Source organism: Pseudomonas sp. JC1203, assembly GCF_056175065.1.
In genome coordinates, this window is record NZ_JBWCAM010000003.1 from 80547 (window position 1) to 94540 (window position 13994).

The 13994-nt window shown below is 64.5% G+C and carries 14 protein-coding genes; 7 read left to right on the forward strand and 7 right to left on the reverse strand.

Going from position 1 to position 13994, the window contains the following annotated elements:
* Positions 1 to 101: 101 nt before the first annotated feature.
* Positions 102 to 1412 (reverse strand): NHL repeat-containing protein, encoded by a 1311-nt coding sequence (locus AC0SZ7_RS05760; RefSeq protein ID WP_475503465.1) that lies wholly within the window; start codon positions 1410 to 1412, stop codon positions 102 to 104.
* A gap of 270 nt (positions 1413 to 1682) precedes the next feature.
* A complete protein-coding gene (locus tag AC0SZ7_RS05765; protein ID WP_475503466.1) occupies positions 1683 to 1895 on the reverse strand; it encodes an AbrB/MazE/SpoVT family DNA-binding domain-containing protein in 213 nt (70 codons plus the stop codon).
* A 241-nt stretch (positions 1896 to 2136) separates the two neighbouring features.
* Between AC0SZ7_RS05765 and yfcF the strand changes: the two genes are divergently transcribed.
* The 3 genes from yfcF (at position 2137) to AC0SZ7_RS05780 (ending at position 5442) form a co-directional block, all read left to right on the forward strand.
* Positions 2137 to 2754 carry a glutathione transferase gene (yfcF, locus tag AC0SZ7_RS05770; protein ID WP_475503467.1) on the forward strand — a complete coding sequence of 206 codons (618 nt, stop codon included), beginning with the start codon at positions 2137 to 2139 and terminating at the stop codon, positions 2752 to 2754.
* A 153-nt stretch (positions 2755 to 2907) separates the two neighbouring features.
* A complete protein-coding gene (locus AC0SZ7_RS05775) occupies positions 2908 to 3288 on the forward strand; it encodes a DUF2946 domain-containing protein (RefSeq protein WP_475503468.1) in 381 nt (126 codons plus the stop codon).
* Between the two features lie 93 nt (positions 3289 to 3381).
* Positions 3382 to 5442, forward strand: a complete 2061-nt coding sequence (locus tag AC0SZ7_RS05780; RefSeq protein ID WP_475503469.1) for a TonB-dependent receptor — start codon at positions 3382 to 3384, stop codon at positions 5440 to 5442.
* 8 nt (positions 5443 to 5450) lie between these two features.
* Here the strand turns inward: AC0SZ7_RS05780 and AC0SZ7_RS05785 are convergent, their stop codons facing one another.
* Entirely contained in the window at positions 5451 to 6029 is a 579-nt protein-coding gene (locus AC0SZ7_RS05785; RefSeq protein WP_475503470.1) for a CGNR zinc finger domain-containing protein, read from the reverse strand.
* A 127-nt stretch (positions 6030 to 6156) separates the two neighbouring features.
* Between AC0SZ7_RS05785 and AC0SZ7_RS05790 the strand changes: the two genes are divergently transcribed.
* Positions 6157 to 7008 (forward strand): alpha/beta fold hydrolase, encoded by an 852-nt coding sequence (locus AC0SZ7_RS05790; RefSeq protein ID WP_475503471.1) that lies wholly within the window; start codon positions 6157 to 6159, stop codon positions 7006 to 7008.
* 24 nt (positions 7009 to 7032) lie between these two features.
* The gene (locus AC0SZ7_RS05795; RefSeq protein WP_475503472.1) at positions 7033 to 7827 is read left to right on the forward strand and encodes an alpha/beta fold hydrolase; all 795 of its coding nucleotides are present in this window, start codon (positions 7033 to 7035) and stop codon (positions 7825 to 7827) included.
* Here the strand turns inward: AC0SZ7_RS05795 and AC0SZ7_RS05800 are convergent.
* Positions 7820 to 8440 (reverse strand): cell wall hydrolase, encoded by a 621-nt coding sequence (locus AC0SZ7_RS05800; RefSeq protein WP_475503473.1) that lies wholly within the window; start codon positions 8438 to 8440, stop codon positions 7820 to 7822. The two genes, AC0SZ7_RS05795 and AC0SZ7_RS05800, sit on opposite strands and share 8 nt — an antisense overlap.
* A gap of 272 nt (positions 8441 to 8712) precedes the next feature.
* On the opposite strand from AC0SZ7_RS05800, the gene AC0SZ7_RS05805 reads away from it, so the two are divergent.
* Positions 8713 to 9768, forward strand: a complete 1056-nt coding sequence (locus AC0SZ7_RS05805; RefSeq protein WP_475503474.1) for a permease — start codon at positions 8713 to 8715, stop codon at positions 9766 to 9768.
* Positions 9769 to 9794: 26 nt separating this feature from the next.
* Here AC0SZ7_RS05805 and AC0SZ7_RS05810 read toward each other — a convergent pair whose 3' ends face one another.
* Entirely contained in the window at positions 9795 to 10322 is a 528-nt protein-coding gene (locus AC0SZ7_RS05810; RefSeq protein WP_475503475.1) for a tetratricopeptide repeat protein, read from the reverse strand.
* Between the two features lie 129 nt (positions 10323 to 10451).
* On the opposite strand from AC0SZ7_RS05810, the gene AC0SZ7_RS05815 reads away from it, so the two are divergent.
* Complete coding sequence (locus tag AC0SZ7_RS05815; protein ID WP_475503476.1) at positions 10452 to 11246, forward strand: SDR family NAD(P)-dependent oxidoreductase; 795 nt, start codon at positions 10452 to 10454, stop codon at positions 11244 to 11246.
* Between the two features lie 216 nt (positions 11247 to 11462).
* On the opposite strand, the gene AC0SZ7_RS05820 is transcribed toward AC0SZ7_RS05815, so the two are convergent.
* Entirely contained in the window at positions 11463 to 12713 is a 1251-nt protein-coding gene (locus tag AC0SZ7_RS05820) for an MFS transporter (RefSeq protein ID WP_475503477.1), read from the reverse strand.
* 66 nt (positions 12714 to 12779) lie between these two features.
* Positions 12780 to 13919: a hypothetical protein gene (locus AC0SZ7_RS05825; RefSeq protein WP_475503478.1), complete on the reverse strand. Its 1140-nt coding sequence runs from the start codon at positions 13917 to 13919 to the stop codon at positions 12780 to 12782.
* Between the last annotated feature and the right edge of the window lie 75 nt (positions 13920 to 13994).

Here is a 13994-nt window from a genome sequence, read left to right on the forward strand (position 1 = left end):
TGTCGGGGGGTTTCGTGGTGGCCCCGCCGGCGGCCGGGCGGCGTGGGATCCTGGGTTGTAGCCGCGGCCGCCAGGCCGCGTCAGGCATCGAGCGTTGCTACTTAATGGCCCAGTACTTTGAAAATCCTGTCGAAGCGGCTTACGTAGTAATCCCCGTCCGGGGAACGCACTGTGCTTGGGTTGCCGCCTGATAAGGTGGTGTTGGGACGACGGTTAGGGAATTGGCTGATGCCCTCCTCGCCGAACGCCGGATCCGGTTGTGCTGCGCCATCGACCTGGCTGATACGGACGTCAGCCCCGTCGTTGGTTGTGCCGCTCACGACAAGGCGGAAATTTTCCCCCGCGCCAATCGCTACGCCGCTTACCCAGCGGCTTGAAGTGCCAGCAGGGCTACTGGGGATGAACCAGAGCTCGCCGTTATTGAACGCCCTGTCCACCCTCCCGTTAGCGTCGAAGGCACGGCCAGTCGCCATGCCTTGGCCGCCGGTCGAGCCAAGCCCAACAATCTTGAGGCCGTCATCACTGCCCAGAATTACATCTGGCAAAATACCAAGCTCGTTGCCATTTATCGGCAGATAAGACGACCCCTCGGGCCCAAACGTGTAGTCCGGCTCGCCGCTCGCCAAGCGTCGCACAATGATAACGTCCAGGTTCCTGTGCACCACCACGACGGGTTTGCCGCGATTCGACCCGTTGGTTTGCACACGCAGTTGGTAAGGAGTATTGCTGTTTTGAGCCTCGCCGGCCAAGTCGATAACGGCATAGCCTGCGCCATTAAAGCTGAGGTCAACCCCACCCTCCCGAGTCAGGCACAAGACCACCGAAAACAATACCCCTGCGTCGGTAAAGCTAGCCCGGAACGAAACGAACCAGCGGTCATCAAGCCCCGCACTCACGATCTCGCCGCCCGAGTAGTTGGGAATTTTCGCGTCAGCCAGCTGCTCAACGATGGGCTCAACAGCGGCGGCAAACGAGACGACCTTTCCATTCTTGCCTTGAGATAGAAGGTCATCCAAGGCAATGAACACCTTGCCATCGGGCCCGAATGCCTGGTCTGGCTGACCATGGGCATCATAACGGGCCAGCATCAAACTGCCCTCATGCGCCGCGAACACCAGGATTTTGTCTTCTGCCAGTTCCAGCGAAACCCGAGGCCTGCCACTTGGGTGCACGTCCTCCTTCACACCGCCTGTACCAAACGTTGGGTCAAGCGTGCCGTCAGGCAGAAACTTGCTGATGTGGTAACCGGCCGAACGCGTGCTGTGGGAGAGCACCACCAGCCCGCCGTCAGGACTGACTTTGGTGGTAACAATCGCAGACGTGCCCGGGATGTGACTCAGGGTGATCCAACCATCGCTACCAAAAGACGTATCCAGGTCACCCGCTTTTCTTATGCCACGTTGGTTATTCATGAGCGTTTACTCTTGGTGGGAAAGGGTAGAGTTCACGCTGTTTGGGGGTTCCTGGATACTGTCAGAAGTAACAGTTGAATCACGCCACTTCCTCTTACATCCTCACGGTCGCCAGGGCAGCCGTACCCTAGGGCTGCCCTGGGAAGGCGCAAGGCCGAAAGAGCGGTGGTGGGCGCGGTGGAATTGAAACCGTAGCCGCAGCCTGCGGCAGCGGCTACGGGGGGGAGCGGAAGGCCGGTGTGTATGCCGGACGCGGCCTGGCGGCCGCTGCTACAGGTCGAAGCCGGACTGCTCGCGCCCCACTGCCGCCATGGCCTGCCATAAGGCCATATCCTGCGATTTGGGAGCTGTACTGTCACACTGTGCCAGCAAGGCCGATAGCTGATAGCGAACCTTTTTCCTTCCATAAGGCTCTGCGCTCCCGGCACCTTCAAAGTTAGCCTGTTGCTCGTTGTTTACATCCAAAATCAGCCCCTTCGTCATTTAATTCATGAGCAGGATTTTTCTATAAAGCCTCTACGGAATGGGCCGTTTCTGGTGTAAGACTTTTCCGAGTTTTAGCTGGGAACCGATTCATTCCTCAGCCGCCGTAGCAGCGGCCATCAGGCCGCGTCCGGGGCCGCCCCAATTCCCCCCCGGAATGCCCTCATGAAAACCCCTCATTTCATTTCCCGCCGCCCATCCCTTACGCTGCCCGTTCACCCGCCAATCAAGGAGTCGTGCCGTGAGTGTTCGCCTGTACGTAGATGCCCAGTTCACCAGCCCCTATGCCATGTCAGTGTTCGTCACGCTGACGGAAAAAGGCCTGCCGTTTGAAGTGCACTCGGTAGACCTGGACGCGCTTGAGCAACACGCCACGCCCTACGCCGGGCTGTCCCTGACTCGCCGCGTGCCGACCCTGGTGAACGGCGATTTCGCCCTGTCGGAATCCTCGGCCATCTGCGAATACCTGGACGAAGTGTATTCAGACCGCCCGGTCTACCCGCAGGCCCTGGAAGCGCGTGCCCGGGCGCGTCAGGTGCAGGCATGGCTGCGCAGCGACCTGGCGGCCAATCGCCAGGAGCGCTCCACGCTGGTGGTGTTCTGCGGCGAGAAGGCAGCGCCCTTGTCTGCTACCGCCGAAGCCGCCCGGGACAAGCTGTTCACCGCCGCCGAAGCCCTGCTGGGCGACGGCCGCGAGCACCTGTTCGGCGAGTGGTCGATCGCTGACACCGACCTGGCGCTGATGCTCAACCGCCTGATTTTGAACGGTGACGAGGTGCCGCCGGCCCTGAAGCGTTATGCCGAAAAGCAGTGGCAACGCCCGTCCGTGCAAGCCTGGGTTGCGCAGCTTCGGGCCTGACGCACCGTGGCGGTTGGGACGCGGCCTGCGGCCGCTACATCCTGTGGGAGCTGGCTTGCCAGCGAGCTCTTGGGGCCATAAAAACTCGCTGGCAAGCCAGCTCCCACAAAGACCGTTGCTGCTACAATGCCGGCCCCGTTATCGGAACCGCGCATGAGCGTTACCCGCCGCCTCAGTCACTGGCTTGCCTGTTTTGCCGTGCTGGTCAATCTGTTGGCCATGCCCCTGCATGGCCAGCAGATGCAGGCGATGGAAGGCATGCCGGCCGAGCACTGCGGCATGCCGGGCATGGCGGCCATGCACGACGACATCCGCCGGCTGGTGGATGTGTTGGACCCGCACCCGCACAAGATGCAGCACGGCGACTGCTGTTGCTGCGGCGCCAGCGGCCTGGCCGGGCCGCCCGCCAACCACTGGCGCGCGCCCATGCCGCGCTACGTGGCGCAGACGCCGCTGCTGCAGACCGCCGTCCCTAGCGTAACGCCCCGTTTGCGCTGGCCCAGCCTCAACCCGCGCGCCTCCCCGCTGACCTGAGCGGCACCCCTCACCTGCTCCGCACACCGCAGCCCGCCAAGGGCCTGCGCGCCCGTGCACGACTTTTACTTGGCTCACCAGGAACCGTGAACCATGGCTTTTCAGCGCAACCTTCACCCGGCGCGGCCTGCCCGCGCCTGCACCACCTGCCTGCTGCTCACCGGCGCCTTCACCTGCGCCCACGCCTTTGCCGGCAACGCCCAGGACTCGACCCTGACCCTGGGCACCGTCACCGTCAACAGCGCCCAGACCGGGCCACTGTCCACCAGCAGCGTGCTCAGCTCGGTGGACATACTGGGGGGCGACGTGGTGGAAAAAATGCCCGTCACCTACAGCTGGGAGCTGTTCAGCCGCCTGCCCGGCGTGGAACTCACCGAGTTCAACCAGGGCACCACGTCCGGCAAGATCTCGTTCCGCGGCTTCAACGGCGAAGGCGAAGTGAACGCCGTGAAGCTACTGATCGATGGCATTCCCAGCAACAGCAACGACGGCAACATGCCGTTCATGGACATGGTCTTCCCGCTGGACATCGACAGCATCGAAGTGGTGCGCGGCACCAGCGACCCGCGCTATGGCCTGGACAACATCGCCGGCAACGTCAACATCAACACCCGCATCGGCGGCGACTACACCAAGGCACGGGTGCGCTATGGCAGCTACGGCACCCGCGAGACGCAACTGGCCAAGGGCATTGAAAGCGCCAACTGGACCCAGAACTACTTCCTGGCGTACCAGAAGGCCGACGGCTACCGCGCCCATGCCGACCAGGACCGGGTGTCAGTGGCCGGCAAGTGGTTCTACACCCCGGATGATGCGGCCTACCGCATGGGCCTGATACTGCGCCACTACGAAGGCCAGGCCGACGAGCCCGGCTACCTGACCGGCGCCAACGCCCACAGCCACCCCACCATGACCAACAGCTACAACGACAGCGACCAGGGCACCCGGCGCATGAACAGCGCCAGCCTGCACTTTGACACGGACCTTGCCGACGACCTGTCGCTGGCCGCCAAGGCCTACCTCAACACCTTCGACGACCGCCGCTGGACCCGCTACTGGAGCACCAGCACCCAGCAGGAGCGCGACGCCTACGAAACCCAGTACGGCGCCATCAGCACCCTGACCTGGCGCCCACAGGTGGACGTGCTGCACGCCCTGGCTGTGGAAGGCGGCGTGGACGTGCAGCGCCAGCAGAACGTCAGCGAACGCTACAGCACCGTGGAACGGCTGCGCAGCGCCCAGACCCGCGACCAGCATTTTGATTTCAACACCGTGGGCGCCTACGTGCAGACGGTGATAGAACCCACCGCCAACCTGAAGATCATCCCCGCCTACCGCGTCGACAAACTCAGCGGCAACTACACCGATGAGCTGACGGGCAACCGCTACGCCATGAACGACTACGGCCTGATCAAGCAGCCCAAGCTCAGCGTGGTGTATTCACCCTGGTCGGTGGCCAGCCTGTACGCCAACTGGGGCCGCACCTTCCAGGTGGGCACCGGCTCGTCCAGCTACAAGGTGCCGCCGCAGACCAGCGACCTGGCACCGTCGATCAACGATGGCTGGGAAACCGGGGTGAAGTTCACCCCCACGGCCTGGCTGGACGGGCGCATTGCCTACTGGCAGCAAGAGGCGTCCGGCGAGGTCAGCCGCCGCTTGAACGACCCCAGCGGCGCCTCGGACAACATCGGCGAAACCCGGCGCTGGGGCTACGACCTGCAGCTCAACCTGCACCCCGGCGAGCGCACCCAGGCGTGGCTGGCGTATTCCTGGCAGTACTCGAAAATCCTCAAGGCCGGCTCCACCTACCCCGACAGCCAGGGCAACGAGATCGACCACGTGCCGCACCACGTCTACAACGCCGGCGCCAGCTACCAGCTGACCCCGGCGCTGAGCGTGAACGGCTGGGTGAACGGCCAGAGCGACTACTACCTGGAGGACGACAACAGCCAGGGCAAGTTTGGCGGCTACGTGCTGTTGAACCTGGGCGCCACCTACAAAATCAGCGAGCACCTGAGCGTGGACGTGCAGCTGAAGAACCTCGCCAACCGCTACTACGAGTACGTGTGGTACGACCCGGACGGCGCCCAGGCGCCGCTGCACTCACCGGGCGACGGGCGCGCGCTTTATACCGGGCTGACGCTGGACTTCTGAAGCTGAACTCATAAGCCCGCTTCCTGCCGCCGCTTGCGGAATTCCGCCACCTTGTGACGGTTGCCGCAGGCGGCCATGCTGCACCAGCGGCGCTTGTGCGACTTGGTGCGGTCGTAGAACAGCAGCGTGCATTCGTTGCTCTCGCACTGGCGCACCAGGCTGAAATCGCCATCGGCCAGCAGCTCGGCGGCGCTCAGCGCCAGCTGGCTCACGCAGCGGGTGGCCGCGTCGTCGCCGCTGGCCCGGTCCAGGCTCACCCCGCCATCTTCCCTCCATACCAGCTGCACCACGGCCTTGCGCAGCAGCGCGTTCAGGACCGTGGGGTCGGCTGCCTGGCCTTGCAGCCGCGCGTAAAGCAGCGGTTCGAAGGTGTCGCGCAGCTGTTTCAGCGCCAGCAGCAGCCGCGCCTTCTCAGCCGATGTATGGGCGCCGGCCACCTCCAGGCCCAGGGCCTCCAGCCATTGCAGCGCAACGTCCGCGCTGGTCAGCAGGTCGCGGCGTTGGCCGTCGACCATCATTTGGGTATTCAGCAGGTCCAGGGCCGGGTGGTCGGCGACCACCAGCGGCGCTGGCAGGGTTGCGGTCATGGTGCGGTCTCCGTTCGTCTTGCCCATAGTGTAACCTATAAAAACAATTTGACTAGTTACACGCCACATGAACAAATAGAGCTGTAACCACGAATAACGTGTTTAACAGTTACAGGAGTCCACCACCATGACCGTCCACTACCGCTATGCCGACGCCGATGGCGTGCGTGTGTTCTACCGCGAAGCCGGCGCCGCCGACGCCCCGGTGCTGTTGCTGCTGCATGGCTACCCCACCTCCTCACACCAGTTTCGCGAGCTGATCCCGCTGTTGGCCGGCCACTTCCGGGTTATCGCCCCCGACCTGCCGGGTTTCGGTTTCACCCAGGTGCCGGCAGCGCGCGAGTACGTGTACAGCTTCGACAACCTGGCCCTGACCCTGGGCGCTTTCGTCGACACCCTGGGCCTTGAACAGTACGCCATGTACATCTTCGACTACGGCGCGCCCACCGGCCTGCGCCTGGCCCTGGCCCACCCCGAACGCGTCACCGGCCTGGTGTCGCAGAACGGCAACGCTTACCTCGAAGGGCTGGGCGACGCCTGGGCACCCATTCGCCGCTACTGGGCCGAGCCCACTGCCGAGCACCGCCAGGTGGTGCACGACAACGTGCTGAACCTTGAAGGCACGCGCTACCAGTACGAGGAAGGCGTGCCCCACCCCGAGCTGATCGCCCCCGAGAGCTACACCCTCGACGCACTGCTGATGGAGCGCCCGGGCAACAAGGACATCCAGCTGGACCTGTTCTACGACTACCGCAACAACCTGGCCCTGTACCCGGCGTTCCAACAGTTCTTCCGCGACACCCAACTGCCCACGCTGGTGATCTGGGGCAAGGGCGACCCGTTCTTCATTCCACCGGGCGCGCAGGCCTATGCCCGCGACAACCCCAACGCCATTGTCGAGCTGCTGGACACCGGCCACTTCGCCCTGGAAACCCACGTGCGGCACATCGCCGGGCGCATAATCGATGTGCTAGGTTAACGGCCTTTTGCCGAGGCCTTAACCATGCAAGGATCTGTCATTTCCCGCGACGGAACGTCCATTGGCTACCAGCGCTGGGGCACCGGCCCGGCGCTGGTGGTGTGCCATGGCGCCTTCAGCCTGGCGCGGGACTGGACGGCGTTTGCGCAGCTGCTGGGCGAGAGCCACACGGTGTACCTGTATGACCGCCGCGGCCGTGGGGCCAGCCCCTATGGCGCAGCGCCCTATTCGCTGGACGCCGAGCTGGACGACCTGGCGGCCATGGTGGAACTCGCCGGTGACGGCTGCGCGGTGCTGGGCCACAGTTTTGGCGGCGGCTGCGCGCTGATGTATGCCCTGCGCGATGGCTTCAAGGGCACGCTGGTGCTGTACGAGCCAATGAACTCGCTGCCGCGCAAGGCCAGCGACGGCCATCTGCCGCGCCTGCAGGCGCTGGTGGCGCAGGGTGAACTGGAGGCGGCCACGGTGCACGCCCTGACCCATGTGGTGCGGATGAACCCGGCGCAAGTGGAACTGATGAAGCACATACCGCTGTGGCCGGCCATGGTCGGCACCGCGCCGGCCTTCGTCAACGAAGCGGCGGCGCTGGACACCATCACGCCGTCGCTGCAAGACTGCCGCGCGCTGAAGGCGCGGCCGTTCATGCTGCTGGGCGAAGCCAGCGACCACGACCCCTGCCTGCTGTGCCCGGCGGCGCTGGTGGACCGCCTGCGTGGCCTGACCCTGTACCCGCTGCGGCGCCAGGGCCATGCCGCCTACCTCACCGACCCGGTGCAACTGACGCGCGTGGTGCGCCAGTGCCTGGAAGCGCCTATTTAGCCTTGCCTTCGCGCGGCTTGTAGAACAGGAACTCGGTGGTCTGGGCCGTACGCAGGTACTTGCCCGCCCATGCCGGCTTCACCTTGCGGTCATGAAAATACATGGCGCCGTGGGTGCTGTCCGGCGACTCTTGATTGAGGGCCTTGCGCGCGATTTCCTTGGCGATGCTGTAGCGGTCGGCTTCCTGCACGTCATCGGCGCGGCCGTCGCACCACCAGGAAAACTGGCAGACCTTCTTGTCGGCGCCCTCCTTCACCACCTCGCACACGGTGCCGGGGAAGCCGTCATGGCCAACGCGGTTGAGCACCACGTGGGCCACCGCGTCCATGTCGGCCGGGGTGCCGCCCTTGGCTTCCCAGTAAATGGTGCGGGCCAGGCAGGTCAGCGGCTCGTCCACCGGCTTGGCACCGGCGGGGTCCACCACCTGGGCTTCGGTCTTGGTGATGATTTCGGCCTTGGGCACCGGGGCGGCGGTGTCGTTGTCGGCGGCTTTCTGCTCCAGCACCTCGGCTTTCTGAATGGCCTTGGCCGGGCTGGCGGGGGGATCGTCAGCCAGGGTGAAAGGGGAAAATACCAGCATTGCCACGCCTGCCACGGTAACGAGAGCGCGCATGATTGGAACTCACTGAAGGTGCCGCGACGGTCCTGCCCAAGCCCCGTATGCCCCCGGTTTTGCGGGGGCATCGGGCCATTATCCTTATTGGTGAAATCACTGTAGCAGCTGCCGCAGGCGGCGTCCCGGGCAATGCGGTGGTTTGCCAAACCCTGTGGGAGCTGGCGTGCCCGCGCGCGGGTGGGGGCGGGAAAACGAGCTGGGAACCCACCACCCCCCAAACAAATAAACGCTGCAAATATTCGTTACCTTCCCTCGTCGGTAACGCCGCCATGAGCACCCTCACCTCCCCCGCCCACACGCGTTCGTCACTGTTCTGGCTCAAGCCACTGCTGTTCGTGTTGGTGGCGGTGGTCGGCCTGTATTACGTGAAGTGGTCGCCGTATTACCTGAAGTCGTTCGTGGCGGCCAGCAACCACAGCATCGGCGCCTCGATCATCGATGACCACGCCCAGGAGCCAATGGCCGCCGCGCTGGCGTACGCCCAAGTGTATTTCCTGGCCATCTGGAAGGCAGCAGTGCTGGGGGTGGTACTGGGCTCGCTGGTGCAGGTGCTGATACCCCGCGACTGGCTGCTGCGCGCCTTCGGCCGCGCCGGGCTGGGCTCCACGGTGCGCGGTGGGCTGTTCGCGCTGCCGGGCATGATGTGCAGCTGCTGCGCTGCGCCCGTGGTGGCCGGCCTGCGCCGCCAACGCGTGTCAGTGGGCGCGGCGCTGGCGTTCTGGATGGCCAACCCGGTGCTCAACCCGGCCACGCTGATTTTCATGGGCTTCGTGCTGGGCTGGGGCTTCACCGTGTTGCGGCTGGTGGCTGGGGTCATTCTGGTGATTGGCGTGGCGTTGTACGCCCAGCGCATCGCCAGCCCCGACGTGCTGCCCGAGCCTGCGGTGGAAGCCGTGGCCGACGCCGCCAGCGCGCAGCAAGGCAACCTTTTCGCACGCTGGATGCGCTCGCTGTGGCAGCTGTTCTGGACCACCATTCCCATCTACGTGCTGGCGGTGCTGGTGCTGGGTGCCGCGCGGGTGTGGCTGTTCCCCCACGTGGACGGCGCCATGGGCAACAGCCTGCTGTGGCTGGTGCCGCTGGCGGTGGTGGGCACACTGTTCGTGATACCCACCGCCGCCGAGATTCCCATCGTGCAGACCCTGATGGCCCTGGGCCTGGGCACCGCGCCCGCAGTGGCGCTGCTGATGACCCTGCCCAGCGTGAGCCTGCCGTCGATGCTGATGCTGCGCAAATCCTTCGATGCCAGGGTGCTGGTAACGGTGGCCGTGTTGACCATGGTGGTGGGTGTGGTCACCGGCTTGATTGGTGCGGTGGTGCTGTAAGCCGGCGTCCACAGGAGGGCGGCGCCTCAGGTTTTCGAGGCGCCCTCGATCGCCTCGGCCAGGTCCTGGTATTCCTCGCACGTGGTGCTGCAAATGCTCTTGATGGTCGCCAGTTGCTCTTTGGCCAGGTCCAGCCGCCCCTTGATCACGTAGGCCTCGCCCAGGTATTCGCGCACCTGGGCGTAGCGTGGGTCCAGCTTGACTGATTGCAGGTAATAGCCGATGCCTTCGTCGGTGCGCCCCAGTTTGCGCGTGGCGTAGCCGCGGTAGTTGAGGGCCTTGGCGGTGTTGGGCTGCTTGAGGGTGTCCAGCAGGGCGATGGCCTCCTGGTAGCGGCCGTCCTTGGCCAGGCGGTAGGCGTAGTCGGTGCGGTCTTCATCGCTGGCAGCGCTGCTCTGTTGCAACACGCAGCTTTTGCTGCGGCTGTCCCAGACCTTGCCCTTGGGGCAGTTGGGCTTGGGTGGCGAATCGTCGCTGCCGTTGGCCCACACGGGGGCGGCGGCCAGGGCGGCGCTGAGCAGGGCGATGGGCAACAGGCAGGTGCGCAGGTTCATGGCGTGACTCCTGACAACAACACGAGAAGGGAATTGCAGTATAGGCGGCAGTGCTGCGGAACGCTGGCCGGTACAGCCGGTCTCGTTACTTGCACCTATGCTGTCTGACTACCCAACAGGAGACCCGCCATGCACATCGATCTGAACGGCAAGACCGCGCTCGTCACCGGCTCCACCCAAGGCATCGGCTTCGCCATCGCCAAGGGCCTGGCCGAGGCCGGCGCCCATGTGGTTATCAATGGCCGCAAGGCCGAGGTGGTGGACGCCGCAGTGGCCAAGCTGCAGCAAGCCGTCAGCGGCGCCAAGGTGCAGGGCCTCGCCGGCGACCTGGCCACGGCCCAAGGGTGCCAGCAGGCGGTGGCCGCCCTGCCCCAGGTCGACATCCTGGTGAACAACCTGGGGGTGTTCGCCCTGCAGGACTTCTTCGACACCCCGGACGATGAATGGGAACGCTTCTTCCAGGTCAACGTGATGTCCGGCGTGCGCCTGTCGCGGGCGTACGCGCCGAAGATGGCCGAGCGCGGGTGGGGCAGGATTATCTTCATCTCATCCGAATCGGGGCTGAACATTCCCGCCGACATGATTCACTACGGCTTCACCAAGACCTCCAACCTGTCCATCTCGCGCGGCCTGGCCAAGCGCATGGCCGGCACCGGGGTGACGGTGAATGCCATTCTGCCGGGCCCTACATTGTCGGAAGGCTTGCAGGAAATGCTCAAGGACGAGCAGGCGGGCAGCGGCGCCTCGCTGGAGGAAACGGCAGCGGCCTTCGTGATGAAAAACCGCCCGACTTCGATCATCCAGCGCGCGGCCAGCATGGAGGAAGTGGCGAACATGGCGGTGTACATCGCCTCGCCCCAGGCCTCGGCCACCACGGGGGCTGCGTTGCGCGTGGATGGCGGGGTGGTGGATACCATCGCGTGATGGCGCGGCCTGCGGCAGCGGCTACAGCGATCGCGCCCACCGCACCTGTAGCAGCGGCCGCAGGCCGCGTCTGGGCAACGCCATCTGATCCGGTTTTTTCTCGCGTTTCTGAATCTGGTGTCCTTCGGCCCCTGCAGCGCATAGTTCAACCATCAGAACAGCGATGCAGGAGTCGAGACAATGGAAGAGTTCGGAGTCAAGGAGCTGGTCAGGTTTTCACTTTACGTGGTAGTGGCCTGCGGGGTGTTCTTCGCCGTCGCCATGTCCTTCTGACGCCTGCGGCCGCGGGCGCGCCAGGGCGGTAACCACCGCCCCCAGCGCCATCAGCACGCAGGTCACCACGAACACCACGCGCATGCCCACGTGGCCACCCAGGTAGCCACCGGCCAACGGCCCCAACACCTGCCCCACGTATTGGCTGGAGGTGGAATAACCGAGCATGCGCCCCGCGATACCTTCAGGCACCGAGTGGCGGATGATGGCCGCGATGCACGGCAACAAGCCGCCCAACGCCAGGCCCATCAACAAGCGCAACACCACCAGTTGCCAGGGCTCGGTGACCAGCGCCTGGGGAATCAACAGCAATGCGGCGGCCACCAGGCAACCCATCACCACCTTCCAGTGCCCAACCCGGTCTGCCAGCTTGCCCAGGCGCGACGCCGAGAGAATGCTGCCCAAGGCCGCTGCGGCCATCACCAACCCGGCCACCCAGGTCACGTTGGCCGCGCCCAATTGCATCAGGTACACGGTGATGATGGGCTCGATGGACATGTTCGAGAACATCACCAGGCACGCCACCACGAACATCGCCCACACCGGCTTCATGTTTACCCCGGCGGTGGCCTTCGGCGCGCCCTTGGCCAGCGGCGCACGCTTGGGCCGTGGCGCTTCCTTGAGCAGGAAGGCGGTGCCCAGGAAGGTCACGAAAATGACCGCGCCGGCAAGGAAGAAGGTGTTGCGGATGCCCACCAGCGGCGGCAACAACCCGCCAATCAACGGCCCCGCCAGGCTGCCGGCCATGATGCCCGACGACAGGATGCCCAACGCCCAGCCCGAACGCGCCTTGGGCGTTTGCGTGGCCACCAGGATAGTCGCGCCGGAGGCGTAGCCGCCCAACAAGCCCGCCAACAGCCGCAACAACACCAGTTGCCAGATATTCTCCGCAAGGCCGATCAGCGACATCGCAATGGCCATGCCCAGGCTGGCGCGAATCAGCATCAGCTTGCGCCCGTAACGGTCGCCCAGCCTGCCCCACAACGGCGCGGTGAGCGCTGCCGAGAGGAAGGTGGCGCCAAAGGCGATGCCCGACCATTGCACCACGGCGGCCGGGTCGCTGACGCCCAAGTGCTCTACGTAAATGGGCAGGAACGGCAGCAGCAGGGTCATGGCGACGATGGTGGTGAAGGCGCCAAACACGCACACGGCGAGGTTGCGTTGCCAGTGCTGTTCGTGGGTGGGGGTGTCCATGTTTTTATCTCCTTTCAGGTGCAGATAAATTACCCCCCAACAACCCATAAATAAAATTCATGTTTTTTATGCAGTTGATTCCACCAAGGAATACTGATGCGCCCGCACCATTTCATGCTGAATGACCTGCTCCAGCTGGATATAGCTGAACAAGTACAACAGGCTGGAATGCGCCGCCCGGTGGCGGATGGATATGCCCAGGCTATAACGCGGCAACTCCTGCACCTTGATAGCCTCGAACACGTGCACCAGGTAGTCCTGCCACAGGAAGTTGGCGCCGCTGCTGATGGCCAGTTTCTTGTTCGCCGAGTACACCAGGCTGCGCCGCGATTCGCGCGACGCCTTGATCAGCCCATCGTCGATGTGCACGCCGGCCATTTCCAGCTCGGTGCCGCCGTGCACCACGTAGGCTTTGTAGACGTTGTCGGCCGGGTCCAATTGGCGAAAATGCACCCGCACCTCTTCCATCCCCACCTGCACCGGCTGCCCGAACAGGTGCGTGGTGAGGTGCCCGGCAACCGCCAGCAAATACCCATCAAACCCGCCCCTGCCACCGCGCAGGAAACCGTCGGTCTCGGTAAGCAGGGCGTGATGGAAACGGCACACCTTGAGTACCTGGCGCGGCAGTAGCTCGAAGAACTCGGGGTGCACCAGTTGCTTGTGCTGCAGGGGCAACGGTATGGCCAGGCGCCCTTTGCTCAGGGCATCGCGGGCCTGCAGCAGCGCTTGCGCCTCTTCAAGTTCGGCGGCCAGCAACCGGCCCTGCACCACCAGCTGCGCCTGGCGCTGGTCCAGCAGCTGACGTTCGGCACTCAAGGCGCCGATGTTCAGTTCACGCTCCAGCAGCGCCTCCAGCTCATGGCGCTTGGCGTCGTGGTAGGCGTCCAGCGCCTTGTTGTTGCCGAATACCACGTCGATCAGGGTAATGCGGTACCGGGAGTCCTGCTTGAGCAGCAGTTGGGTCAACAGCGCGATGGTGGCGAAAAAACCCACCACGTAGGCGCCGCCAAGGGTGAACACCAGCTCGCCCGACTCATGCCCGTAGCCCATGAAGCCCTGCAGGGCCGAGTCGGTCTCCAGCGCCACCGCGCCCAGGCTGGCAGAGCCCGCTACCACCTTGCCGGTCTTGGTGCCGAAGGTGAAGGCGGCCCAGCCGCCCATGGCGCCGGTAAACAGGCCGACGAGAATGAAGGTGATGATGTCCATGCACAGTGTGTTCCGGTAAGCGGGGGTTGGCCGCCATTGAACGCCGGAACGCCGTTGCGCGTTACTGGTAGAAAG